At 68.0% G+C, this 22971-nt stretch carries 25 protein-coding genes; 23 read left to right on the forward strand and 2 right to left on the reverse strand.

Annotated features, from left to right (window positions below; genetic code table 11):
• Positions 1–3: 3 nt before the first annotated feature.
• From D0B54_RS04950 to D0B54_RS04995, 10 genes are read left to right on the forward strand one after another with little or no spacing between them, the layout of a single operon-like run.
• Positions 4–1323: a FliI/YscN family ATPase gene (locus D0B54_RS04950; protein WP_117289752.1), complete on the forward strand. Its 1320-nt coding sequence runs from the start codon at positions 4–6 to the stop codon at positions 1321–1323.
• The gene (locus D0B54_RS04955; protein ID WP_117289754.1) at positions 1320–1760 is read left to right on the forward strand and encodes a hypothetical protein; all 441 of its coding nucleotides are present in this window, start codon (positions 1320–1322) and stop codon (positions 1758–1760) included. Before D0B54_RS04950 ends, D0B54_RS04955 begins: the two co-directional genes overlap by 4 nt.
• Positions 1757–2356 (forward strand): hypothetical protein, encoded by a 600-nt coding sequence (locus D0B54_RS04960; RefSeq protein WP_117289756.1) that lies wholly within the window; start codon positions 1757–1759, stop codon positions 2354–2356. The genes D0B54_RS04955 and D0B54_RS04960 overlap by 4 nt, the downstream gene beginning before the upstream one ends.
• 34 nt (positions 2357–2390) lie before the next feature.
• Positions 2391–2801 carry a flagellar hook assembly protein FlgD gene (locus D0B54_RS04965; RefSeq protein WP_117289758.1) on the forward strand — a complete coding sequence of 137 codons (411 nt, stop codon included), beginning with the start codon at positions 2391–2393 and terminating at the stop codon, positions 2799–2801.
• A 12-nt stretch (positions 2802–2813) separates the two neighbouring features.
• The gene (gene flgF / locus D0B54_RS04970) at positions 2814–4052 is read left to right on the forward strand and encodes a flagellar basal-body rod protein FlgF (protein WP_117289760.1); all 1239 of its coding nucleotides are present in this window, start codon (positions 2814–2816) and stop codon (positions 4050–4052) included.
• Positions 4052–4798, forward strand: a complete 747-nt coding sequence (locus D0B54_RS04975) for a FliM/FliN family flagellar motor C-terminal domain-containing protein (RefSeq protein WP_117289763.1) — start codon at positions 4052–4054, stop codon at positions 4796–4798. Before flgF ends, D0B54_RS04975 begins: the two co-directional genes overlap by 1 nt.
• 27 nt (positions 4799–4825) lie before the next feature.
• On the forward strand, positions 4826–5158 hold the full coding sequence (locus D0B54_RS04980) for a FliM/FliN family flagellar motor switch protein (protein WP_117289765.1): 333 nt from the start codon (positions 4826–4828) through the stop codon (positions 5156–5158).
• 56 nt (positions 5159–5214) lie between these two features.
• Complete coding sequence (locus D0B54_RS04985) at positions 5215–5547, forward strand: hypothetical protein (RefSeq protein WP_117289767.1); 333 nt, start codon at positions 5215–5217, stop codon at positions 5545–5547.
• Complete coding sequence (fliP, locus tag D0B54_RS04990; RefSeq protein ID WP_117289769.1) at positions 5544–6326, forward strand: flagellar type III secretion system pore protein FliP; 783 nt, start codon at positions 5544–5546, stop codon at positions 6324–6326. Before D0B54_RS04985 ends, fliP begins: the two co-directional genes overlap by 4 nt.
• Positions 6327–6345: 19 nt before the next feature.
• The gene (locus tag D0B54_RS04995; protein WP_117289771.1) at positions 6346–7092 is read left to right on the forward strand and encodes a sigma-70 family RNA polymerase sigma factor; all 747 of its coding nucleotides are present in this window, start codon (positions 6346–6348) and stop codon (positions 7090–7092) included.
• Between the two features lie 120 nt (positions 7093–7212).
• On the opposite strand, the gene D0B54_RS05000 is transcribed toward D0B54_RS04995, so the two are convergent.
• Positions 7213–7584, reverse strand: a complete 372-nt coding sequence (locus D0B54_RS05000; RefSeq protein ID WP_117289773.1) for a hypothetical protein — start codon at positions 7582–7584, stop codon at positions 7213–7215.
• Positions 7581–8168 carry a hypothetical protein gene (locus D0B54_RS05005; RefSeq protein ID WP_162932220.1) on the reverse strand — a complete coding sequence of 196 codons (588 nt, stop codon included), beginning with the start codon at positions 8166–8168 and terminating at the stop codon, positions 7581–7583. Before D0B54_RS05005 ends, D0B54_RS05000 begins: the two co-directional genes overlap by 4 nt.
• A gap of 496 nt (positions 8169–8664) precedes the next feature.
• Here D0B54_RS05005 and mraZ point away from each other — a divergent pair, with 496 nt between their 5' ends.
• Genes mraZ through D0B54_RS05070 form a run of 13 tightly spaced genes read left to right on the forward strand, consistent with a single transcriptional unit; the run spans position 8665 to position 22962 of the window.
• Positions 8665–9108, forward strand: a complete 444-nt coding sequence (gene mraZ / locus D0B54_RS05010; protein ID WP_162932221.1) for a division/cell wall cluster transcriptional repressor MraZ — start codon at positions 8665–8667, stop codon at positions 9106–9108.
• A gap of 60 nt (positions 9109–9168) precedes the next feature.
• A complete protein-coding gene (rsmH, locus tag D0B54_RS05015; protein ID WP_117289779.1) occupies positions 9169–10116 on the forward strand; it encodes a 16S rRNA (cytosine(1402)-N(4))-methyltransferase RsmH in 948 nt (315 codons plus the stop codon).
• Positions 10113–10385: a cell division protein FtsL gene (gene ftsL / locus D0B54_RS05020; protein ID WP_117289781.1), complete on the forward strand. Its 273-nt coding sequence runs from the start codon at positions 10113–10115 to the stop codon at positions 10383–10385. Before rsmH ends, ftsL begins: the two co-directional genes overlap by 4 nt.
• A complete protein-coding gene (locus D0B54_RS05025) occupies positions 10382–12169 on the forward strand; it encodes a peptidoglycan D,D-transpeptidase FtsI family protein (RefSeq protein WP_117289783.1) in 1788 nt (595 codons plus the stop codon). Before ftsL ends, D0B54_RS05025 begins: the two co-directional genes overlap by 4 nt.
• Positions 12166–13650 carry a UDP-N-acetylmuramoyl-L-alanyl-D-glutamate--2,6-diaminopimelate ligase gene (locus tag D0B54_RS05030; RefSeq protein WP_117289785.1) on the forward strand — a complete coding sequence of 495 codons (1485 nt, stop codon included), beginning with the start codon at positions 12166–12168 and terminating at the stop codon, positions 13648–13650. Before D0B54_RS05025 ends, D0B54_RS05030 begins: the two co-directional genes overlap by 4 nt.
• A complete protein-coding gene (locus tag D0B54_RS05035; RefSeq protein WP_205527280.1) occupies positions 13647–15014 on the forward strand; it encodes a UDP-N-acetylmuramoyl-tripeptide--D-alanyl-D-alanine ligase in 1368 nt (455 codons plus the stop codon). Before D0B54_RS05030 ends, D0B54_RS05035 begins: the two co-directional genes overlap by 4 nt.
• A gap of 1 nt (position 15015) precedes the next feature.
• A complete protein-coding gene (gene mraY, locus D0B54_RS05040) occupies positions 15016–16101 on the forward strand; it encodes a phospho-N-acetylmuramoyl-pentapeptide-transferase (protein WP_117289787.1) in 1086 nt (361 codons plus the stop codon).
• Positions 16098–17426 carry a UDP-N-acetylmuramoyl-L-alanine--D-glutamate ligase gene (gene murD, locus D0B54_RS05045; protein WP_117289789.1) on the forward strand — a complete coding sequence of 443 codons (1329 nt, stop codon included), beginning with the start codon at positions 16098–16100 and terminating at the stop codon, positions 17424–17426. Before mraY ends, murD begins: the two co-directional genes overlap by 4 nt.
• Positions 17423–18676, forward strand: a complete 1254-nt coding sequence (ftsW, locus tag D0B54_RS05050) for a putative lipid II flippase FtsW (protein ID WP_117289791.1) — start codon at positions 17423–17425, stop codon at positions 18674–18676. The genes murD and ftsW overlap by 4 nt, the downstream gene beginning before the upstream one ends.
• The gene (gene murG / locus D0B54_RS05055; RefSeq protein WP_117289793.1) at positions 18673–19737 is read left to right on the forward strand and encodes an undecaprenyldiphospho-muramoylpentapeptide beta-N-acetylglucosaminyltransferase; all 1065 of its coding nucleotides are present in this window, start codon (positions 18673–18675) and stop codon (positions 19735–19737) included. The genes ftsW and murG overlap by 4 nt, the downstream gene beginning before the upstream one ends.
• Entirely contained in the window at positions 19734–21155 is a 1422-nt protein-coding gene (gene murC / locus D0B54_RS05060; protein WP_117289795.1) for a UDP-N-acetylmuramate--L-alanine ligase, read from the forward strand. The genes murG and murC overlap by 4 nt, the downstream gene beginning before the upstream one ends.
• Positions 21152–22027 carry a UDP-N-acetylmuramate dehydrogenase gene (gene murB / locus D0B54_RS05065; protein WP_117289797.1) on the forward strand — a complete coding sequence of 292 codons (876 nt, stop codon included), beginning with the start codon at positions 21152–21154 and terminating at the stop codon, positions 22025–22027. Before murC ends, murB begins: the two co-directional genes overlap by 4 nt.
• Complete coding sequence (locus D0B54_RS05070; protein ID WP_117289799.1) at positions 22024–22962, forward strand: D-alanine--D-alanine ligase; 939 nt, start codon at positions 22024–22026, stop codon at positions 22960–22962. The genes murB and D0B54_RS05070 overlap by 4 nt, the downstream gene beginning before the upstream one ends.
• Positions 22963–22971: the final 9 nt, after the last annotated feature.

Raw genomic sequence — 22971 nt, forward strand, 5'->3', positions numbered from 1 at the left:
TCCATGCCTTTCGTCCGGTACGCCTCGGTGGTGCGCAACGTCGACCTGGTCGCCAGGACCGGCCGCGTGGTCGCCTGCCAGGGCAATACCATCGAGTCCGTGGGCCCCAGCGCTTTCCTCGGAGAACTATGCGAAATCTACGCGGCGCCGGGTTTTCAGCCGATCCATGCCGAAGTGATCGGTTTTCGCCAGTCCTCCGTGCTGCTAATGCCCTATGGCGATACCCGCGGCATCCGCCCGGGTTGCGAAGTGCTGGCCTCGGGCCGTAGTCCGTCGATGCCGGTGGGCGAGCAGATGCTGGGACGCGTGATCGACGGCTTCGGCGTGCCGATTGACGACAAGGGCCCCATTGATCGCAACGAGGCGGTCAGCCTGCTGGCGAAGGCCCCCAATCCGGTGCAGCGCAGCCGCATCCGCGAGGTCTTCGAAACGGGCGTCAAGATGATCGACGGCTGTCTCACCGTCGGCCGCGGCCAGCGCATCGGCGTTTTTTCCGGCAGCGGTGTTGGCAAGAGCACGCTGATGGGCATGATTGCGCGACACAGCGACGCGGACGTGAATGTCATCGCCCTGATTGGCGAGCGTGGTCGCGAGGTACGCGATTTCATCGAGGAGCACCTCGGCGCGGCACTTCGCAAGTCGGTGGTGATCGTCGCCACTTCCGACCAGCCGGCGCTGGCGCGCACCCGCGCCGCGTTTGGTGCCGTGGTGCTTGCCGAGTACTTCCGCGACCGCGGTCGCAGCGTGGCACTGATGATGGATTCGCTGACGCGCCTGTCCATGGCGCAGCGCGAAATTGGCCTGGCCGCCGGTGAACCGCCGACCGTGCGTGGCTACACTCCGTCCGCATTTTCGGTGCTGCCGGCACTGCTGGAGCGCATCGGTTGCGGCACCGAGGGCAAGGGCGCGATCACCGGCTTTCTTACCGTGCTGGTGGAGGGCGACGATCTGTCCGAGCCCGTGGCCGACCATGCCCGGGCGATCCTGGACGGGCACATCGTCCTGTCGCGGGCATTGGCGCACCAGGGCCGCTACCCGGCGATCGATCTGGCGCAGAGCATCAGCCGAGTGTCGCGCCAGGTGTCTCGCCCGGAAGAGGTGCGCCTGGCGGAGACCAGCATGCAGATCTGGGAGGCCTACGAGAACTCCAAGGACATGGTGGACTATGGTGCCTACAAGCCCGGCATCAACCCGGAACTGGATCGCGCGATCCGCCTGATGCCTGAGTTGAAGCGCTTCTTTGCCCAGCGCATCGACGAGTCGGTCGCCCGCGCCGATGCCCTGCGGCAGCTTGGTGCCATCGTCGGGGAGGCACGCAAGTGAAAGCACGCCAGGCACTGCAGGTGCTGCACCGACTCAACGATTTGCAATTGGTCGAACGCCGCCTTGGCGTGGCCCAGCACCGCGAGACCGCGAGCCGCAGCGCCGCGCTCTGCGAGCGGCAGGATGGCTACCTGGACTACGTCGGCAAGCGGATTGGTGCGGTGGAAGCCGCGCCGCGGCTGGTGATGGGCGACTACCAAGCGGAGTCGGATCGTTTCCAGTCGGCGCTGGACGACCGCGCCCTGCTGGGTGCGCGCCTGGCCAGGGACGAAGCGGCGCTGGACCAGTCGATCCGCGAGTGCTTCGGCCTGGAGCAGCGCAACAAGACCCTGAAGCAGGTCATGGCCAGCCGACAGCTCGAAAGCCAGCGCCGCGACGACCAGCGCGTGATGCGCGAAATGGATGACCTGTGGTCGCAGCGACGGGAGCGGGCATGAACTACGGCATGGACGATGTTCTCAGTGGATGGGGTGGCGTGGCGCGTGCCGCCAATCCCGGGCCGGGCATGCGCACGGCGATGGAACGGTCGGCGTTCGCCGACTTGTTCGACTCTGATGTGCACTTCGCGGCGTTGGCAGGCGCGGCTGCGGCTGCTGCCACCACGGCGCCTGCCGCGTCGGCTCGGCCGATCGAACCTTCCGTGGGTGCGGACCACGGGGTAGCGGCCACCGCCACGAATTCAGAGGTCGTCGCGGTGGCGGAGGTGTCGCCCGACGCTGCACCATCGGCGCAGGATCGGGTTGGCGCGGCACTGCCGACCGCGGCATCCGCAGGCGTTGTCCGGCCTGCGGTGGTGGCGGATGCGGGCCCCGCACGGTCCGTTGCAGTACGCACGACGCTCGACCCTGCGCTCTATCAGTGGAGCCGCACGGGATTTTCTGCTTGCCTGCACGGCGGGGAACTCGACATCTCAGTGCGGGACGGTGAACTGCATGCGGCTCGGGACCTGGCGAACGCGCTCAGGAGAGCGCTCGGGGACATGGGCCTGGAGCTGGGAAAACTCAAGATCAACGGTATCAATCCCGGCTCCTGAACAAAGGGCCGGCGAAATGAAGCGGAGGTGAGTCATGGCGGTCGACGCGATTGGCGGTGCGGTGGGTACGGGGCTGGGTGAGCTGACGCGCTCCGGCGTTTCGCAGGAGGATTTCATCCGCCTGTTCCTGACGCAGCTCAACTTCCAGGATCCGCTGGAGCCGGTGGATAACCGCGAGTTCCTGGCGCAGCTGGCACAGTTCTCCTCGGTGGAGCAACTGCGCACGCTGGGCGAGAACATCGATGCGCTGCTCGGTGTCCAGGCCTCGGGTCAGGCCCTGGGTCTGCTGGGCCGGACGGTAGAGGTCTCGACGGCGTCCGGCTCGGTGATAGGACAGGTGACGACCCTGGATTACCGCTCCGGCCGTCCTTTGATGAGCGTGAGGCAGACCGATGGCAACGTACTGCCGTCCGTCAGTCCTTCCCAGATTGTGATTGTCCGCTGACGGAGCCATCCCATGACCGCACTGAGCAGTGCCTACACCAGTCTCACAGGCCTTATCGCTTTCTCGCGCGCGCTGGACATCATCGGTGACAACGTTGCCAATCTGAACACCGTCGGTTTCAAGGCCACCGACCTGACGTTCGAAAGCCTGCCTCCGCCGGAAGGTTCGCAGAATGACAGCCGGCCGGCCGCAGAATCCGAGATGCCAGGCGGTGGCGCGGTGGTAACCGGCACGCAGCGCCGCTTCACTCCCGGCGAGCTGCGCGAGACCGGCACCGCCACGCACGTCGCCGTGAGCGGCGACGGCTTCTTCGTGCTGAGCGACGGCGACCGCTACCTCTATACCCGCAATGGCCAGTTCCAGCTGGACAAGGACGGCAATCTCCAGGACGCATCCGGCAAGCGCAACGTGCAGGCCCTGGTCAACGGCGTGCTGCAGGATATCGTCATCGACAGCGACAAGACCAACCCCGCTTCGGCCACCAAGACGGTGGAGTTCAGCGGCATCCTGTCGTTGAACCAGGCCTCCACCGGCACCGGGGCGAATGCGGTGCAGCGTTTCACGCTGGATTCGGTGAAGGTATTCGACGTCTCCGGCGTGCAGCAGACGCTGAAGATGGAATTTACGCGCACGCCCAGCGGCGGCATCAACATCTGGACGGTATCGGTAAAGGATTCCGCGGGGCTGGAACTGCTGGCCGCCAACAACAAGGAAATCCGCTTTGATGGCGCCGGCAACCCGACGACCGATTTCTCGACGCTGAAATTCAAGGTGAAGAACAGTGAGGGCGTGGAATCGGAGGTCACCCTGGATTTCAAGAGAGCGAACTCCTTCTCGAGTATCGACATCTCGTCGCTCGCCGTGTCCAAGAGCGACGGCTATGCCCTGGGCCGCCTGTCCAGCTTCAGCTTCGACGAGAAAGGCAAGGTGACCTTGCAGTTCTCCAACGGCCAGAAGGAGGACGGGCAGCGACTGGCGCTGGCGACCTTCTCCGATCCGCAGTTGCTGGATACCAGCGACGGCGGCCTGTTCATCGCGCCCGAGGGCACCGAGTACCGCCTGGGCCTGGCCGACGAGGACGGCTTCGGCTCGATCCGCCCGCGCAGCCTCGAACTGGCCAACGTCGAGCTGGCGCGAGAGTTCGCCGACATCCTGATCCTGCAGCGCGGCTTCCAGGCCAGCTCGCAGGTCCTCAATGTCACCAGCAAGATGATCGAGGATATCTACAACAGCGTGTCGGGGCGTGGCTGATGAAGCCATTCCGACTGCTGAAGGCTTCCGAACTGCGCCAGTTGGAGCGCAGGGCTGCGCAGGCGGGCGCGACCTGGGCTGCACGCTGGGAGCTGCACGTCTCCGGGCCGCTGATATGGACGGCTACGGATGCCGGGGAGACGCAGGTCGCGCCGGATGCGGTCCGGCACCATGCCGTCGATTGCGGCGATGGACTGCAGGCAGCCGTGGAGTTGCCGGCCGGCGGTGATGCTGTCCTTGCGGCCCTGGCCCTGGGCCAGAGTGCCCAGGAGTCAGGGCATGCGGTGGCGAGCGAACTGGCGCTGCTCTGCCTGGCCGATTGCTTCGCCGAAGTGACCGGCCTGGCGGAAGTCCGGCTCTTGCCCGGCGCAGTCGCGCAGCCGTCGCGCGGCAGCGGCGCGGCATTGCTCTGCTGCCGGTTGGAGGGTCGACCGCTCGGTGCCTTGCTGCTGCCCCTGACCTTGCTACAGCGCATGGGCTTGGTGGCCGCGGCAGCCTCGCCGGCACCGCCAGCCGCGCTGGGGTACCGTGCAGCGGCAGTGACCACGGCCCGTCTGAGCCTGTCGGCGACGCTGGCCGACACCTCGCTGACGATCAAGGACCTGCGTGAGATCGCCGTAGGCGATGTCGTCATGCTCAATCATTCCCTTGAAACTCCGTTGACGCTGCGCCTCGGCGGCCGGCCTGCCGGGCGCGGCTATCCCGGCATCCAGGGCGGAAACCTGGCCGTGGAACTCAGCAAGTAGCTCACTCTTTTACAGGAAGCCGGACACATGATTCAGGGTAACGAACAGACTGAAATCCAGCCGCTCAAGCTGGGAGAACTGGGGGGCGCCGCGACTCGCGGGCAGCCCTGGCTGGAGCGCCAGCTCGACCTGGTTCGCGACATCAAGGTCACTGTGCGCGCCAGCATGGGCAGCGCCGAACTGACGATCGCGGCGCTGTTTGCCCTGCGCGAAGGCGACGTGGTGTCCCTTGACCGGGAAACCGACGCGCCGATCGACATCACGCTGGAGGGCAACCTGATCGCCCGCGGCCAGTTGGTTGCCGCAGGCGACCGTTTCGGCCTCCGCATTACCGAAATCCTCGATCCGGGCAAGTTCTGAGCCCCGCGAGAGTGAGCGAATCCGTGCGATCGAACACAGGAGCGGCGGCACTTGCGATGCTGCTGGCCATCGCTGCCGGCAGTGCCGTTGCTGCGCCGGCAGTCGAGCCGACGGGAGCTTCTTCGGTAGCCGCCTGGCAGGTCATGACCATCTTCGGCTACCTGGGGCTGCTGGGCATGCTGGCGTTCTTCGGGGTGCGCTGGTGGAAAGCGCGTCAGGGCAGCCCCTCGGCGACGGGGCCGCGAATCCGGCAGATCAACGTGGTCGAGGTGAGGCGTGTTTCGCCTTCCACATCGATCGTGCTTGCCGACATCAAGGGTCGCTCCTACATCATCGTCTGTTCGGGGAGTTCGGTGGCGATCCAGGCGACCTTGGAGACTTCCGCATGAGATTCCGCACCCCAGGTATACGATGGTTGCGTCTCGGATTGCCATTGGCGGGCTTGCTGGCCCTGCTGGTTCTGCCCGGGCTGGCGGTGGCGGCGGATATCACCTTCCCCGGGGGCTCCCTGGACTTCGCCAGCCAGTCCGGCAAGCCCCTGAGCACACCGCTGCGGCTCGTGCTGATGCTGACGGTGCTCAGCCTGGTGCCGTCGCTGCTGATCGTCCTGACTTCGTTCACCCGGATCATTGTCGTGCTGGCCATGCTGCGTCACGCGCTGGGCATGCCTGAAACGCCACCCAATGCCGTGCTCATCAGCCTGGCACTGTTCCTTACCGTGTTTACCATGCTGCCGGTGTGGGAGCAGGTGGATCAGCAGGCACTGACCCCGTACATGAATGGCGCCATCGCCGAAAAGGAACTGCTGGAAAAGGGCTCCGGGCCCGTGCGCGAGTTCATGCTGGCGCAAACCCGGGAGAAGGATCTGGCGCTGATGATCGAACTGTCGGGTGCCAAGGCGCCGGTGCAGCTTGCAGAGGTCAAGCTGCTGCAGCTGATTCCGGCGTTCATGATCAGCGAGCTGCGCAAGGCCTTCGAGATCGGGTTCATCATTTTCCTGCCGTTCGTCGTGATCGACATCATCGTCGCCAGCGTGCTGATGTCGCTGGGAATGATCATGGTGCCGCCACTCGCATTCTCGCTGCCGCTGAAGATCCTGCTGTTTGTGTTGATTGACGGCTGGGGTTTGCTGTCCGCGGCGTTGATTCGGAGCTTTGCTCCAATCTGACGCTCGCGCCGTCTACGCCATGCAAGATCAGGAGCAGGACGCAGAAGCCGCGGCGCCGGAGGAAGTCCTGCTCTGGCAGCAGTTGAGGCTGGGTCAGCCGGATGCCGCTGCGGCGCGCGAGCAACTGATCTCGCGCTACCTGTGGCTGGCGCGCGTCGTCGCCGAGGGCGCCTTGCGGGATCGCGGACTGGCCGTAGACCTGGACCGCCGCGATCTGGTGCAACTTGCGACCCTGGGTCTGATCGAGGCGGTGGATCGCTACGATACTGAAAGGAACGTCCCTTTCACCGCGTATGCCAGAAAACGCATTCATGGAGCGGTCATCAGCGGGATAGAGCGGAATTCCGAGTATCGTGCCCAGATGTCGTGGTTGCATCAGGTGCACAAGGATCGCACCGACTCGGTCGTCGAGGCCTCGTCCCAGGACGGCCGCCTGAAGCGGCTGGCGGAGGTTGCCATCGGCCTGGCGATCGGTTTCATGCTCGAGGACACGGGCATGTGCGCATCCGAAGAGCACAAGATCGGCACGCAGTACGACGTCAACGAGTTGCAGGTCTTGCAGCAACAGCTGCGGGTGATCGTCGACGGCCTGCCCGGCGTGATGAGCAGGGTGGTGGAGTTGCACTATTTCAACGATCTCAGCTTCGCCGAGGTGGGAGCCATCGTTGGTTTGACCCGTGGGCGCGTAGCGCAGCTGCACGGGCAGGCGATCAGCGAAATCAGGCAGCGCCTGAGGCTGGTTGGCTCGATCGATGTCAGGGCCTAGCAGAGGACAGGCCCTACCGTGTTGCTCGTCGGTCTCCTATTCCCGATAAGCGCCCTCCTCGCGCCTTGCCTGGCGGCAAATACGGGGGCATCGCAGCAACCAGGGAAGGGATGACAGGCCCTAGGTTGCGACGATCTGCTGGAGCAGGCTATCCAGTTCCAACCGCAGTTCCTCCTCGCCCACGATCACAGCTTCGACCTTGTCGACGATCTGCGGGAAGCGCGGATCGTTGGCCAGCGACACGCCGAATTCGTCCAGCAGCACGACCTCGATGAAAGCGCGGCGTCCGCGGCGCGGCCCGTCCTCGTTTTCCAGGTCGACGGCGCGGATGGCGCCGCGCAGGTCCTGTGAAATCCGCTGGATCGCGTCCTTGTTCCTGGCGGCGGCGGAGCCGCTGGGGCCTGCGGCCGTGCCACGCGGGCGCTCCGGGCGCGTGCTGAGTGCCGCCCTGATCTGTGCAATCAGCCTTTGTGTGGGATCGATTCCGCTCACTGGGAGTCGAGCGAGTCGCCGTAGCGATGCAGCAGACCGGCGCCTGCGGCCGCCGAGGATTTTTCGGAGGCGTAGGGGGTAGTGACCGGCATGTCGGTCAGCTTCGCGCGGACGTTGGCCAGGACCTTGGCGATGTCATTCCCCAGCGCCGGGTTTGAGCCCGACAGTCTATGCGCGTCTTCCAGTTCCTCCACGGCCTGTTTCAGGTCGCCTGTCTGGATGCTGAGCAGGGCGGTCTTGAACAGGTTCAGCGGGTCGCCTGCACCCAGGGCCTCCAGATCCTTCCATGTTGCCCGTGCCTTCTCGAAGTCATTCCTTGTGTATTGGAGCAGCCCAAGCTGGAAGCGGGCCGTGTGAAGCGCCGGTTCGATTGCCAGCGCGCGCAGCATGCCTTCCTCTGCGCGATCGAAAAGACCCAGTTCCGCATGCTCGGCCGCCAGCATGAAATGAGCGCGGGCATCGCGCGGTTCCAGTGAAATGACCTGCTTGAGCTTGACTATCGCGAGGTCGTGGCGGGCTGCCTGGACATCGAGCAGTGCCAGGCGAAACAGTTCTTCGGAGTCGAGTTGCTCGAGGGATTGCATTCGGGAGTCGCAGGGGAGGGTGGAGCGCTCCATGTTAATGAACCGACCGTCGTCAAACCAGCACTGCATCAGTAGTCACGATGCGTTCGATGCTTCCATCGCCACCCTGTGTCCTTGGTTCTGGCGCGCGGGGCTTTCGGGGATGGGCCACCTGCGTGGCGGGCGGGCCGGAGAGAGTCCACCTGTACACCGCAGGGAGCGGTACACTATCGCCTGATTATGTGATTAAAAGTAAAACTTTATTGATTAAAATAATTAAATAAAACAAACGTCCTGGATCAAGGGATTGGCATGCCCCAAGTTGGCACTAACTTTAAGTGTCGGTCGTAACTGATTGTTTTATATGATCCTTGGAACATCGGTTCAGCCGGGCTTAAGTTTTTGTTTTGTCTGGAATTTCTGCTCCGATTTTTGTTGCTGGGGTTACGGGGGTGGTTTATAGTGGGTAATAAGTGGCTTTCAGTGGGGGAAAGTGGGGCAACCCACCCTTAAGAACGTGTTCGCAGGCTCACATCAACTGACGATTGACGAAAAGGGTCGCCTGGCGGTCCCTGCACGCTATCGCCAGTCGCTGGCGGACACCTGTAACTCCCAGCTGGTGGTGACCATGGGGCCGGAGTCCTGCCTGGAGATCTACCCGGCACCGCAGTTCCAGGACATCGTCACTTCCATCATGCAGCTTCCGCCGCGCGGCCCCGCCGCGCTGCTGCGCCAGCGTTTCATCGGCCTGGCCATGGAATGCGAGATCGACAAGCAGGGCCGCCTGCAGCTGTCGCAGTTCCTGCGCGGCCAGGCCCGGCTCAACGGTTCCGCGGTGCTGGTCGGCAACATCGACCACTTCGAGCTCTGGGCCGAAGACCTGTGGAACGCGCGCTGGAGCGAGGGTCCCGACAGCAAGCTGGGCGCCCTGTCCGAGGCGTTCCAGGTTCTCAACCGGTGAGGGCCGCGCATGTCGTTCGATGCCGCCCCAGCCGGAACCGTCTCGGGGCCTGACGCCGCTATGACCCTGCATAGACCGGTGATGCTCGACGAGGCTCTCACCGGCCTCGGTGTCCGTGCGGACGGCATCTACCTGGACGGCACCTTCGGCCGCGGTGGCCATTCCGCCGCGATCCTCGACGCGCTGGCCGGCAGTGGCGCCTTGCATGGCCTTGACCAGGACCCGGAGGCGGTGGCGCATGCGCGCCAGCACTTCGGCGACCGTCCCAACTTCCACATCCACCACGCCAACTTCGCGCAGATGCGCGCGGTGGCCGAGTCTGCCGGCATCGCCGGCCGCATCGACGGCATCCTGCTGGACCTGGGCGTGTCCTCGCCGCAGCTGGACGACGCCAGCCGCGGTTTCAGCTTCTCCAAGGATGGTCCGCTGGACATGCGGATGAACCCGGAAGCCGGCGAGTCTGCGGCGCAGTGGCTGGCACGCGCGGACGAGGGCGACATCGCCGATGTGCTCTACCAGTACGGCGAGGAGCGCAACAGCCGCCGCATCGCACGCCGCATCGTCGAGACGCGCGCCGAGGCGCCGCTGCTCACCACCCACCAGCTGGCGGCGCTGATCGCCACGGTGCCGGGCCCGCGCAGCCGCAACATCCACCCGGCGACGCGCAGCTTCCAGGCGATCCGCATCTTCCTCAACCGCGAACTCGACGTGCTGCCCGAGGCGCTGGCGCAGGCCGGCGAACTGCTGGCACCGGGCGGCCGCCTGGCGGTGATCAGCTTCCACTCGCTGGAAGACCGCATCGTCAAGCGCTTCATGCGCGAAGCCGGCAACGAAGCCGGCAACCGCGAGCCTTCGCCGAAGGGCCATTTCCACGATCCGCGGCCGTCCGCCGTCCGTGAGGGCGCGACGCTGCGCAAGGTCGGCCGCTATTTCCCGACGGATGCGGAGAGCGGCAGCAATCCGCGCGCCCGCAGCGCGGTGCTGCGCGTGGCGGAGAAGGCCGCATGAAGCGCGGCGCCATGATCATGCCGATGATGCTCTCCATCGCCGTGGTGGCCTCGGCGCTGGCCGTGATCCGCACCAAGCACGAGAACCGCGCGCTGGTGAACGATCTGGAAAAGCTGCGCGGCGAGCAGACCCGCCTGGACATGGAGTGGGCGCAGCTGCAGCTGGAAGAGGCCACGCTGTCGCACAACGCGCGCGTCGACCGCATCGCCCGCGAACAGCTCGGCATGACCGAGCCGCGCGACTACGTCATCGTCGGAGACCGCCCGTGAGCGGCGCCCGTCCGAATCCCGTGGCCGGCCCGGTGGCGACCTGGCGTCGCTGGCTGGTGCTGGGCGTGCTCAGCCTGGGTGCGGCGACCGTGGTCGGCCGTGCCTTCCAGCTGCAGGTGCTGGAGCGCGACTTCCTGCTGCAGGAAGGCAACAAGCGCCACATCCGCACCATGCTGATCCCTGCGCACCGCGGTGCCATCACCGACCGCCGCGGCGAGCCGCTGGCGCTGTCGGCGCCGGTGGAGTCGCTGTGGGCGGTGCCCTCGGCCCTGCTGGACTCGCCGCAGCATGTCAGCGCGCTGGCCAAGCTGCTCAACAAGAATCCGCGCAACTTCGAGAAGTTCCTGAAGCAGCGCAAGGACCGCAAGTTCGTCTACATCAGCGATCCGCTGCCGCCGATCGACGCGCAGCGCGCGCTGTCGCTGAAGGCGCCGGGCGTGTTCTCCGAGCCGGCCTACGCGCGCTACTACCCGGCGGGCGAGGTGGCGGGCCAGTTGGTCGGCTTCTGCGGCCGCGACGGCGATGGCCTGGAAGGCATCGAGAAGGCGCAGGAAACCCTGCTCAGCGGCAAGGCCGGCTCGCGCCGCGTGATCCGCGACCGCCAGGGCCGCGTGGTCGACGACAACCTTGAATCGGTCGCCGCGGCCTCCGGCAAGGACGTGCAGCTGACCATCGACCTGCGCATCCAGTACCTGGCCTACCGCGAGCTCAAGGCGGCGGTGGCGGAGAACAAGGCCAAGGGCGGCCTGATCGTGGTGGCCGACAGCACCACCGGCGAAATCCTCGCCGTGGCCTCGCAGCCCGGCTTCAACCCGAACAACCCGCCGGAGCGTCGTTCCAGCGGCACGCGCAACCGCGCCATCGTCGACAGCTTCGAGCCCGGCTCCACGGTCAAGCCGCTGCTGGTGGCGCAGGCGCTGGAACTGGGCGTGTTCCAGACCACCAGCCTGATCGACACCACGCCCGGCACCTACAAGGTCGGTGCGCTGACCGTGCGCGACGTGCACCCGCAGGGCGTGGTCGACCTGGCTAAGATGCTGAGCAAGTCCAGCAACGTCGGCGCCGCCAAGGTCGGCCTCACGATCGGCGCCGAGGCGGTGTGGAACGGCTACCAGCGCTTCGGCATGGGCGAGCCGGTGTATTCCGGCTTCCCCGGCGAGGTCAATCCGCTGCTGCGCAACTACCGCGAGTGGGGCCAGATCGCCACCGCCACGGCGTCCTATGGCTACGGCCTGTCGGTCAACGCGCTGCACCTGGTGCGGGCCTATTCGGCGCTGGCCAACGACGGCCTGATGCCGCATCTGCGACTGGTGCAGAACGAGCAGGCCACGCCGCCACAGCGCGCGGTGTCGGCGCAGACCGCGCGCAACGTGCGCAAGATGCTGGAGGGCGTGGTCTCGCCCGACGGCACCGGCATCCGCGCCGCGATCCCGGGCTACCGCGTCGCCGCCAAGACCGGCACCGTGCGCAAGGCCTCCGAAACCGGCGGCTACCACGGCGACAAGCACCAGTCGGTGTTCATCGGCATGATGCCGGCCGAGCATCCGCGCCTGGTCGGCCTGGTGATGATCGACGAGCCCAGCGCCGGCGCCTACTACGGTGGCCTGGTGTCCGGCCCGGTGTTCTCGCGCGTGATGCAGGGCGCGGCGCGCCTGCTGCAGATTCCGCCCGACGACATGCCGCCCCCGCCGCCGCGCACCATGGCGCAGCCCGGCGCGGTGTCGCCGGTGCAGGTCGCCGCGCAGCACGCCATGCCGCCGCCGAACCCGGAGCTGACGCGATGAGCCGCCACGCGCGCTCCCTGCGCAGCCTGCTCGAAGGCCTGGCCGATGCGCCCGATACCGAGATCGGCGGTGTGCAGATGGACAGCCGCCGCGTCGGTCACGGCGACCTGTTCATGGCCTGCCGCGGGCAGGGCCAGCACGGCCTGTCCTATGCCGAGCAGGCGCTGGAGCAGGGTGCCGCCGCCATCGCCTGGGAACCGGCCGAGGGCTGGTCGGCGCCGCAGGCCGGCGTGCCGGTGGTCGCGGTGCCGGGCCTGTCGGCGCAGGTCGGCGAGATTGCCGCGCGCTTCTACGGCCACGGCTCGCGTCATCTCTACACGGTCGGCATCACCGGCACCGACGGCAAGACCTCCACCGCGCACCTGGTGGCGCAGACTCTCGAGCGCCTCGGGCAGCCCTGCGTCTATGTCGGTACGCTGGGTACCGGTCGCTCCGGCGCGCTTGCCAGCGGCGACCACACCACGCCGGATCCGGTCAGCCTGCAGCGCCTGCTGGCGCACCAGCACGAACTGGGCGCCATGGCTTGTGCGATGGAGGTCTCCTCCCACGCCCTGGACCAGGCCCGCGTCGCCGGCGTCGAGTTCGACGTGGCGGTGCTGACCAACATCACCCGCGACCATCTCGACTACCACGGCACGGTGGAGCACTACGCCGCCGCCAAGCGCCGTCTGTTCGAGCGCGAGGGCCTGCGTGCCATCGTGCTGAACCGTGACGACGCGCGTGGCGCCGCCTGGGCCGGCGAGTTCGACGGCCATGCCGGCGTGACGCGCTACGGCCTCGACGGTGATGTGCCGACCGGCGGCGCCTACCTGATCGGTCGCGGCCTGCGCCTGCACGAACGCGGCATCGAGTTGCAGATCGACAGCAGCTGGGGCCAGGCGACGCTGCACAGCCGCCTGCTCGGCCGCTTCAATGCCTACAACCTGCTGGCCGCACTGGCCGCGGTGCTGCATGGCGGCTTCACCCTGCAGCAGGCGGTCGCCGCGCTGGGCGAGGCCGTGACGGTGCCGGGCCGCATGGAAGCCTTCCGCGGACCGGCCTCGCCGGCGCTGGTGGTGGTGGACTATGCCCACACGCCGGGGGCGCTCGCCGCCGCGCTGAGCGCCGCGCGCGCACACACCGCGCAGACCCTGTGGTGCGTGTTCGGCTGCGGCGGCGACCGCGACCGCGGCAAGCGCCCGCTGATGGGCGCCGCCGCGGCCAACGGTGCCGACCAGGTCATCGTCACCGACGACAATCCGCGCAGCGAGGACCCGGCCGCGATCGTCGCCGCGATCCGCGGCGGCATGACCGGCCCCGCCGCGGTGCGCGTGATCCACAGCCGCAGCGAGGCGATCGCCGCTGCGCTGCGCGAGGCCGGCCCCGGCGATACCGTCCTGGTGGCCGGCAAGGGTCACGAGGACTACCAGATCTACGGTGCCGAGCGCCGCCATTACAGCGATCGCGTCCAGGTCGCGCAGTTGCTGGGAGCCGCCGCATGATGGACCGGCTCGCTACGCTGGCACGCCTCCTCGGCGGCGAACTGGCCGGCACCGATGCCGGCTTCGACCGCGTCGTCACCGACACGCGCGCGTTGCAGCCCGGCGACCTGTTCGTGGCGCTGCAGGGCGACCGTTTCGACGGCCACAATTTCCTCGAAGCCGCCGCGGCCGCCGGCGCCGCCGGTGCCCTGGTGTCGCGCCGCGTCGCGCTGCCGCTGCCGCAGGTGGTGGTCGGCGACACGCTCAAGGCGCTGCAGGACTATGCCGCCGACTGGCGCAGCCGTTTCGACATCCCGGTGGTCGCGGTAACCGGCAGCAACGGCAAGACCACCACCAAGCAGCTGCTGGCCTCGGTGTTCGCCGCGCGCGGGCCGGTGCTGGCGACGCACGGCAATCTCAACAACCACATCGGCGTGCCGTTGACGCTGCTGGGCCTGCGTGAAGAGCACCGCACGGCAGTGATCGAGATGGGCGCCAACCACCCGGGCGAGATCGCGCTGCTGGCAAGGCTGGCGCGTCCCGACGTGGGCGTGATAACGCAGGCCGGCGATGCGCACCTGGAAGGTTTCGGCTCGCGCGAGGGCGTGGCCCGGGCCAAGGGCGAGCTGTTCGCCGCGCTGGCCGGCGGCGTCGCCGTGATCAATGCCGACGATGTCTACGCGCCGCTGTGGCGCGACCTGGCGCGTCACGCCTCGGTGCTGACGTTCGGCTTCGGCGAGGATGCCGACGTACGCGCGCTGCACGCACACCCCGAGCCGCCGGAGGCGCCCTCGGCGATGCAGTTCGAGCTGCGCGCGCCCAACGGCCGCCAGAGCGTGCGCCTGCCGCTGCCGGGCCGGCACATGGTCGCCAATGCGCTGGCCGCCGCGGCCTGCGGCGTGGCGCTGGCCCTGGACCTGCAGCAGGTCGCCCAGGGCCTGTCCGCGGTCGATGCGCCTTCCGGGCGGCTGTCCTGGAAGACCACGCCGCAGGGCGCGCGACTGCTCGACGACAGCTACAACTCCAACCCGACTTCGCTGCGCGCCGGCCTGGAACTGCTGGCCGGCATGGCCGGCAAACGCTGGGCCATCCTCGGCGGCATGGCCGAACTGGGTCCGGGAACCGAGCAGCTGCACGCCGATGCCGGCCGCATCGCGCGTGACCTGGGGATCGACCGGCTGCTGACACTGGGGCCGCTGGCGCGCCGCGCCGCGGAAGCTTTCGGCCGGGGTGCCCAGGCCTACGACAGCGTCGAGGAACTCGCCGCTGCCGCCAACCAACAACTCGATGCGCAGACCGTGGTGCTGGTGAAGGGTTCGCGGTCCGCGCGCATGGAGCGCGTGGTCGCGGCACTCACCGGTGAAGCGTCCGCGGGGGAACACTGAAATGCTCTATCACCTTGCCCAATACCTGCAGCCGCACATCAGCGGCTTCAACCTGTTCAACTACCTGACGATCCGCGCGGTGCTGGGAATCCTTACCGCGCTGGTGTTCTCCTTCGCCTTCGGACCCTGGATGATCGAGCGGTTGTACCGTTTCAAGTTCGGCCAGCCGGTGCGCAGCGACGGCCCGCAGTCGCACCTGAAGAAGACCGGCACCCCGACCATGGGCGGCGTGCTGATCCTCTGCGCGATCACGGTATCGACGCTGCTCTGGGCCAACCTGACCAACCGCTTCGTCTGGTTCGCACTGCTGGTGACGCTGGCCTTCGGCGCCGTGGGTTTCGCCGACGACTTCATCAAGATCAAGAACAAGAATCCCAAGGGCCTGCCGGCACGCAAGAAGTACTTCTGGCTGTCGCTGGCCGGCTTCGGCGTGGCGATGCTGCTGTTCGCTACCCAGAAGACCCCGGCGGAAGCGACGCTGTACTTCCCGTTCCTCAAGGACGTGACCATTTCCCTGGGCATCTTCTTCATCCCCTGGGCCTACCTCGTGATCGTCGGCAGCAGCAACGCCGTCAACCTCACCGACGGCCTCGACGGGCTGGCGATCCTGCCGACCGTGCTGGTGGCCTCGGCGCTGGCGGTGTTCGCCTACACCAGCGGCAACGTCAAGTTCGCCGAGTACCTGGGCATTCCCTACATCGCGGGTGTCGGCGAGATCGCGATCTTCTGCACCGCCATCGCCGGCGCGGGCCTGGGTTTCCTGTGGTTCAACGCCTATCCGGCGCAGGTCTTCATGGGCGACGTCGGCGCGCTGGCGCTGGGCGCCGCGCTGGGCGTGGTCGCGGTGATGGTGCGCCAGGAACTGGTGCTGGCGATCATGGGCGGCGTATTCGTCGCCGAGACCGTGTCGGTGGCGCTGCAGGTGCTGTACTTCAAGTACAGCGGCGGCAAGCGCATCTTCCGCATGGCGCCGCTGCACCACCACTACGAACTGAAGGGCTGGCCCGAGCCCAAGATCATCGTGCGCTTCTGGATCATCACCCTGATCCTGGTGCTGGTTGGCCTGTCCACCCTGAAGATCAGATGAGCCGCTACGCCGGAAAGCAGATCTTGGTAGTGGGCTTGGGCGCCAGTGGCGCCTCGGCGCTGCGCTACCTCGCGCGCGAGGGCGCGCTGCTGACCGCGACCGACAGCCGCGCACGCCCGGCCGGCCTTGACGCACTGCGTCGCGAACTGCCGCAGGTGCAGTTCCACTGCGGCGCCTTCGCCGCGCCAGGCCCGATCGAAGGCTACGCCGAGGCCGTGCTGTCGCCGGGCGTATCGCTGGACGATCCCTTCGTGCGCGAGCTGGCCGCCGCCGGCGTGCCGCTGGCCGGCGACATCGAACTGTTCGCCCGTGCCGCCAAGGCTCCGGTGATCGGCATCACCGGGTCCAACGGCAAGAGCACCGTCACCACCCTGGTCGGCGAAATGGCCCTGGCCGCGGGCCTGCGCGCGGGCATCGGCGGCAACCTCGGCACGCCGGCGCTGGACCTGCTGCGTGAGGACGCCCAGCTCTACGTGCTGGAGCTGTCGAGCTTCCAGCTGGAGACCACGCAGAGCCTGTCCTGCGTCGCCGCCACCCTCCTCAACCTGTCGCAGGACCACCTCGACCGCCACGGCACGATGGCGCACTACGGCGCGATCAAGGCCCGCATCTTCGACCGCTGCGGCACTGCCGTGACCAACCGCGAGGACCTGACCGTGATGGCGCTGTCGCCGCCGTCGGCGATCAGCTTCGGCGCCAACCCGCCGCTGGCCGGGCACTACGGCCTGATCCTGCGCGATGGCGACACCTGGCTGTCGGTCGGCGACGAGCGCCTGCTGCGTGTGTCGGAGCTGAAGATTCACGGCCTGCACAATGCGGCCAACGCGCTGGCCGCGCTGGCGCTGGCGGATGCCGCCGGCATTCCGCGCGAGGCTTCGCTGCGCGCGCTGCGCGAGTTCGGCGGGCTGGCGCACCGCTGCCAGTTCGTCGCCGAGATCGACGGCGTGCAGTACTTCAACGATTCCAAGGGCACCAACGTCGGCTCGACGCTGGCGGCGCTCAACGGCCTGCCGCCCGGCATCGTCTGGCTGGCGGGCGGGCAGGGCAAGGGCCAGAGCTTCAGCGAACTGCGCCCGGCCCTGGCCATCAAGGGCCGCGCCGCGATCCTGTTCGGCGAGGACGCCAGCCGCATCGAATCCGACATCCAGGGCGCGCTGCCGGTCTACCGCGAGCCCGACATGCTGGCCGCCCTGGCCCGTGCCCGCGCCCTGGCCGCGCGCGGCGACCGCGTGCTGCTGTCGCCGGCCTGTGCCAGCTTCGACCAGTTCAAGAGCTACGTCGACCGCGGCAACCAGTTCCGCGCCGCGGTGGAGGCGATGAAATGAATTTGTCCCTCTCCCTGCCGATGCCCCGCGCCCGCTATGGCATGGACGTCTGGCTCAGCCTTGCCGCCGCGATCCTGCTGACCTGGGGCGTGGTGATGGTGGCCTCCGCCTCGGTGGCGCAGGCCGAGAAGCTGACCGGCCAGCCGTTTTATTTCTTCTATCGCCAGATGCTGTTCATCGGCCTGGGCTTCCTGGCCGGGTTCACCATGTACTGCGTGCCGACGCGGCAATGGGAGCGCAGCGGCTTCCTGCTGGTCGGCTTCGCCGTGTTCCTGCTGATCGTGGTGCTGATCCCGGGCATCGGCGTCAAGGTCAACAGCGCGCGCCGCTGGATCGATCTCGAACTGTTCCGCCTGCAGGCCTCGGAGCCGGCGCGCCTGGCGCTGATCCTGTTCCTGGCCGGCTACATCACGCGCCGCCAGGCGGAGCTGCAGAACGGCTTCCGCGGACTGTTCAAGCCGATCGCCCTGCTGCTGATCCCGTGCTTCCTGCTGCTGCTGGAGCCGGACTTCGGCGCCACCGTGATCCTGCTGGCGGTGGCCTTCCTGATGCTGTTCCTGGGTGGTGCGCGGGTGGTCTATTTCGTGACTGCCGGTCTGCTCGCCAGCGGCGCGGTGGCGCTGCTGGCGGTGGCCGAGCCCTATCGCCTGCGCCGCCTGCTGAACTTCACCGACCCCTGGGCCGACGTCGAGAACGGTGGCTGGCAGCTGGCGCAGTCGCTGATCGCGGTGGGCCGCGGCGAATGGGCCGGCGTGGGCCTGGGCAACAGCGTGCAGAAGCTGCTGTACCTGCCGGAAATGCACACCGATTTCATCTTCGCGATCCTGGCCGAGGAGTTCGGCCTGATGGGCGTGCTGGGCCTGGTGCTGCTGTTCGGCGTGCTGGTCTGGCGCGGCTTCGTCATCGGCCGCGAGGCCGAGGCCAACGGCCGCCTGTTCCAGGGCTGCCTGTGCTACGGCCTGGCCAGCTGGCTGGGCCTGCAGGCGCTGATCAACATGGCCGTGAACATGGGCATGCTGCCGACCAAGGGCCTGACGCTGCCGCTGATGAGCTACGGCGGGTCCTCGCTGATCATGGTCTGCGCGATGCTGGGCCTGATCCTGCGCGTGGACTACGAGAACCGCGCGCAGCGCGCCGGCGAAGAGCCGGCGGTGCCGACCGAGCATCCGACGCGCGAAACGCGAGAGACTCCTGCGCGTTCGCGTCGCAAGGAACCGACGACTCCTTGGCTGGCGGAGAACGGATCATGAAGGTGATGATCATGGCGGGTGGCACCGGCGGCCACGTGTACCCTGCCTTGGCCATCGCCGACGCCCTGCGCAAGCAGGGCCACGAGGTGGTGTGGATGGGCGCACCCGACAGCTTCGAGTCGCGCACGGTGCCCGGGCATGGCATCGCCATCGAATTCATCCGTGTCAGCGGCCTGCGCGGCAAGGGCATCGCCAAGCTGTTCCAGGCGCCGCTGCTGCTGATCCGCGCGCTGCGCGACGCGATCGCGGTGCTGCGCCGCCAGCAGCCGCAGCTGGTGCTGGGCATGGGCGGCTTCGCCGCCGGCCCCGGTGGCGTCGCCGCCTGGCTGACGCGCCGGCCGCTGCTGATCCATGAGCAGAACGCCGCCGCCGGCATGACCAACCGCCTGCTGGCGCGCATCGCCAGCCGCGTGCTGGAAGCCTTCCCCCATACCTTCAGCAAGGCGCTGACCGTGGGCAACCCGGTGCGCGCCGGCTTCGCCGAACTGCCGGCCCCGTCGCAGCGCCTGGCGCGCGAGGGCGCGATGCGCGTGCTGGTGGTCGGTGGCAGCCAGGGCGCCAAGGCGCTCAATACGCTGGTGCCCAAGGCCTTGTCGCTGCTGCCCGAGGCGGCGCGGCCGCAGGTCCGCCACCAGGCCGGCCGCACGCTGGAGACCGCGCAGCAGTGCTATGCCGAGTCCGGCGTCGCTGCCTCGATCGAGGCCTTCATCGACGACATGCCGGCCGCCTATGCCTGGGCCGACCTGGTGGTCTGCCGTGCCGGCGCCTCCACGATCGCCGAGCTGGCGGCCGCCGGCTGTGCCGCGCTGCTGGTGCCGTTCCCGGCGGCGGTGGACGACCACCAGACCCGCAACGGCGAATACCTGGTCGCTGCCGGCGCCGCGCAGCTGGTGCAGGAGCGCGACCTCAACCCGGAACTGCTGTCGGCGCTGCTGTCGGCGCTGCTGTCCGACCGCGCCGCGCTGGCGCAGATGGGCGAGGCTGCGCGCCGCGCCGCCTGGACCGACGCCACGGAGCGCATCGTCGCCGAATGTCTCGCGCAGGGGAGTGCCAGGGCATGAGCAGGAAGACCATGATGGACACTCCGATGCGCCGCGTGCGCCGCATCCACATGCTCGGCATCGGCGGCTCCGGCATGGCCGGCATCGCCGAAGTGCTGATCAACCTCGGCTACGAAGTCAGCGGCACCGACCTCAAGGAAAGCGCCGCCACCCAGCGCCTGGCCGAGGCCGGCGCGAAGATCTTCTTCGGACATCGCCGCGAGAATGCGCTGGGCGCCGATGCCATCGTCGTGTCCACCGCGGTCAAGAGCGGCAACCCGGAGCTGGAGTACGCGCACGAGCAGCATATCCCGGTGGTGCGCCGCGCCGAGATGCTGGCCGAGCTGATGCGCTTCCGCTATGGCATCGCCATCGCCGGCACCCATGGCAAGACCACCACCACCAGCCTGGTGTCGAGTGTGCTGGCCGAGGGCGGGCTCGATCCGACCTACGTCATCGGCGGCAAGCTCAAGTCGGCCGGCGCCAACGCGCGCCTGGGCGAGGGCCAGTACCTGGTGGCCGAAGCGGACGAGAGCGACGCCTCGTTCCTGCACCTGTCGCCGATGATCTCGGCCGTCACCAACATCGACGCCGATCACCTGGAAACCTACGGCGGCGACTTCCGCCGCCTGCGCGCCACCTTCGTCGAGTTCCTGCACCGCCTGCCGTTCTACGGCCTGGCCGTGATGTGCATCGACGATCCGGTGATCCGCGAGACCATCAACGACATCGGCCGCCCGCTGCTGACCTACGGCTTCGCCGACGATGCCGACGTGCGCGCCAGCGATGTGCGGCCGGAAGGCGCCGGTGCGCATTTCACGGTGCATTTCCGCGACGGCACGCAGGAAGAGTTCCATCTCAACCTGCCGGGCAACCACAACGTGCAGAACGCCCTGGTGGCGGTGGCGATCGGCCGCGAACTGGGCGTGAGCGTGGAGTCCATCCGCCGCGCCCTCAGCGGCTTCCAGGGCGTCGGCCGCCGCTGCGAGCCGCACGGCGAACTGAAATTCCCGCAGGGCACCGCGCTACTGGTAGACGACTACGGGCACCACCCGCGCGAGATCGCGGCGACCTTCCAGGCGATGCGCGCGGCGCACCCGCAGCGGCGCCTGGTGGTGGCCTTCCAGCCGCACCGCTACTCGCGCACCCGCGACCTGTTCGACGATTTCTGCGACATCCTCAGCAGTGCCGACGCGCTGCTGCTGACCGAGGTCTACGCCGCCGGCGAGACGCCCATCGAGGGTGCCGACGGCCGCGCCCTGGCGCGCGGCATCCGCGCGCGCGGCAAGGTCGAGCCGGTGCTGATCCGCGGTGTGCAGGAGCTGCCGGGCGCGCTGGAGTCGATCATCCGCGACGGCGACCTGATCCTGACGCTGGGTGCCGGCGACATCGGCACGGCACCGGCGCTGCTGTCGCGCTACCGGAGCGGTAGCACGTGAGCGGCCAGCTCCTGATCAACGAGCCGCTGTCGCGCCATACCTCCTGGCGCGTCGGCGGCCCTGCCGACCGCTACTACGAGCCGGCCGGACGCGACGATCTCGTCGATTTCGTGCGCGGCCTGCCGCAGAGCGAGCCGATCCTGTGGATCGGCCTGGGCAGCAACCTGCTGGTGCGCGACGGCGGCGTGCGCGGCACGGTCATCGCCCTGCACGGCGCGCTGGAGGAACTGCAGCGCCACGGCGACGCCGGCATCCATGCCGAGGCCGGCGTGCATTGCGCGCGCATGGCCAAGTACGCCACCGGCGAGGGCCTGGCCGGCGCCGGTTTCTTCGCCGGCATCCCCGGCACCGTCGGCGGCGCCCTGGCGATGAACGCCGGCGCGCACGGCGGCGAGACCTGGAACCACGTCCATGAAGTCGAGGTTCTTTACCGTGACGGCCGCAGCGCCTGGCTGCCGCGCAGCGAGTTCCGCTACGGCTACCGCCACGTCGAGTGGCCGCAGGGCATGGTGGGGTTCCTGGCCGCGCGCTTCGGCTTCACGCCCGACACCACCGGCACGGCGGCGCAGGACATGAAGCAATGGCTGGCGAAGCGCAAGGCGACGCAGCCGGTCGGCAAGCCCAGCGCCGGCAGCACCTTCCGCAATCCGCCGGGCGACCACGCGGCGCGGCTGATCGAAAGCTGCGGCCTCAAGGGCTTGCGCCTCGGCGGCGCGCAGGTCTCGGAGCTGCACGCCAATTTCATCATCACCGACGAGGGCGCACTGGCGGCCGACGTCGAGGCGCTGATCGCGCAGGTGCGCGGCGTGGTCCGCGAAAAGACGGGAATCGAGCTGATTCCTGAAGTAAGGGTAGTTGGAGAAGTGGCATGACCCGCGTGACCGATCCCAAGGCCTTTGGCCGCGTCGCAGTCCTCCTCGGCGGCTGGTCCGCCGAGCGCGAGGTCTCGCTGTGGAGCGGCAAGAACGTGGTGGAAGCGATGCAGCGTCGCGGCATCGATGTGACCGCGGTTGATGTTGTGGACCGCAGCGTCCTGCTGGGCCTGGGCGACCAGGGTTACGATCGCGTCTTCAACATCATGCACGGCACCGGTGGCGAAGACGGCACGGTGCAGGCGGTGCTGGACCTGCTCGGCATCCCCTACCCGGGCAGCGGCGTGCTGGGCTCGGCGCTGGCAATGGACAAGCTGCGCACCAAGCGCATCTGGAAGGCCGAGGGCCTGCCGACGCCGGACTTCGCGGTGCTGCAGACCGTGGGCGACGCGCGCTTCGCGGCCGAGCGCTTCGGCTACCCTTTCATCATCAAGCCGGCGGCGGACGGTTCCAGCGTCGGCGTCAGCAAGGTCAAGGCCGCCGACCAGGTCGAGAAGGCCTTCCACGAAGCCCTGGGCGCGGGCCGCGTGGTGATCGCCGAAAAGTTCATCGCCGGCGGCGAGTACACCTGCTTCATCCTCGGCGGCGCAGCGCTGCCGGTGATCCGCATCGAGCCGGACGGCGAGTTCTACGACTATCACGCCAAGTACATCTCGGACAACACCCGATACCACTGCCCGGCAGGCCTGTCCCCCGAGCACGAGAAGCGCTGCCAGGACATCTGCAGGCGTGCCTTCGAACTGGTCGACGGCCGCGACTGGGGGCGCGTCGACTTCATGATGGACGCGCAGGGCAATCCCTGGCTGCTGGAGATCAACATGCTGCCGGGCATGACCTCGCACAGCCTGGCGCCGATGGCGGCGCGTGCACAGGGCATCGAGTTCGATGAACTGTGCTGGCGCCTGCTCGAGACCACGCTGGGGCGCCAGTCATGACGGTGATGA

It is taken from the genome of Solimonas sp. K1W22B-7 (genome assembly GCF_003428335.1).
GTDB lineage: Bacteria > Pseudomonadota > Gammaproteobacteria > Nevskiales > Nevskiaceae > Solimonas_A.

Bases quoted from the DNA above. Each gene is read 5' to 3' on its own strand.
- D0B54_RS04950 (WP_117289752.1), top strand. From the start codon at position 4: ATGCCTTTCGTCCGGTACGCCTCGGTGGTGCGCAACGTCGACCTGGTC.
- D0B54_RS04960 (WP_117289756.1), top strand. From the start codon at position 1,757: ATGAACTACGGCATGGACGATGTTCTCAGTGGATGGGGTGGCGTGGCG.
- D0B54_RS04965 (WP_117289758.1), top strand. From the start codon at position 2,391: ATGGCGGTCGACGCGATTGGCGGTGCGGTGGGTACGGGGCTGGGTGAG.
- flgF (WP_117289760.1), top strand. From the start codon at position 2,814: ATGACCGCACTGAGCAGTGCCTACACCAGTCTCACAGGCCTTATCGCT.
- D0B54_RS04975 (WP_117289763.1), top strand. From the start codon at position 4,052: ATGAAGCCATTCCGACTGCTGAAGGCTTCCGAACTGCGCCAGTTGGAG.
- D0B54_RS04980 (WP_117289765.1), top strand. From the start codon at position 4,826: ATGATTCAGGGTAACGAACAGACTGAAATCCAGCCGCTCAAGCTGGGA.
- D0B54_RS04985 (WP_117289767.1), top strand. From the start codon at position 5,215: ATGCTGCTGGCCATCGCTGCCGGCAGTGCCGTTGCTGCGCCGGCAGTC.
- fliP (WP_117289769.1), top strand. From the start codon at position 5,544: ATGAGATTCCGCACCCCAGGTATACGATGGTTGCGTCTCGGATTGCCA.
- D0B54_RS04995 (WP_117289771.1), top strand. From the start codon at position 6,346: ATGCAAGATCAGGAGCAGGACGCAGAAGCCGCGGCGCCGGAGGAAGTC.
- D0B54_RS05005 (WP_162932220.1), bottom strand. From the start codon at position 8,168: ATGCAATCCCTCGAGCAACTCGACTCCGAAGAACTGTTTCGCCTGGCA.
- rsmH (WP_117289779.1), top strand. From the start codon at position 9,169: ATGACCCTGCATAGACCGGTGATGCTCGACGAGGCTCTCACCGGCCTC.
- ftsL (WP_117289781.1), top strand. From the start codon at position 10,113: ATGAAGCGCGGCGCCATGATCATGCCGATGATGCTCTCCATCGCCGTG.
- D0B54_RS05030 (WP_117289785.1), top strand. From the start codon at position 12,166: ATGAGCCGCCACGCGCGCTCCCTGCGCAGCCTGCTCGAAGGCCTGGCC.
- D0B54_RS05035 (WP_205527280.1), top strand. From the start codon at position 13,647: ATGATGGACCGGCTCGCTACGCTGGCACGCCTCCTCGGCGGCGAACTG.
- mraY (WP_117289787.1), top strand. From the start codon at position 15,016: ATGCTCTATCACCTTGCCCAATACCTGCAGCCGCACATCAGCGGCTTC.
- murD (WP_117289789.1), top strand. From the start codon at position 16,098: ATGAGCCGCTACGCCGGAAAGCAGATCTTGGTAGTGGGCTTGGGCGCC.
- ftsW (WP_117289791.1), top strand. From the start codon at position 17,423: ATGAATTTGTCCCTCTCCCTGCCGATGCCCCGCGCCCGCTATGGCATG.
- murG (WP_117289793.1), top strand. From the start codon at position 18,673: ATGAAGGTGATGATCATGGCGGGTGGCACCGGCGGCCACGTGTACCCT.
- murC (WP_117289795.1), top strand. From the start codon at position 19,734: ATGAGCAGGAAGACCATGATGGACACTCCGATGCGCCGCGTGCGCCGC.
- D0B54_RS05070 (WP_117289799.1), top strand. From the start codon at position 22,024: ATGACCCGCGTGACCGATCCCAAGGCCTTTGGCCGCGTCGCAGTCCTC.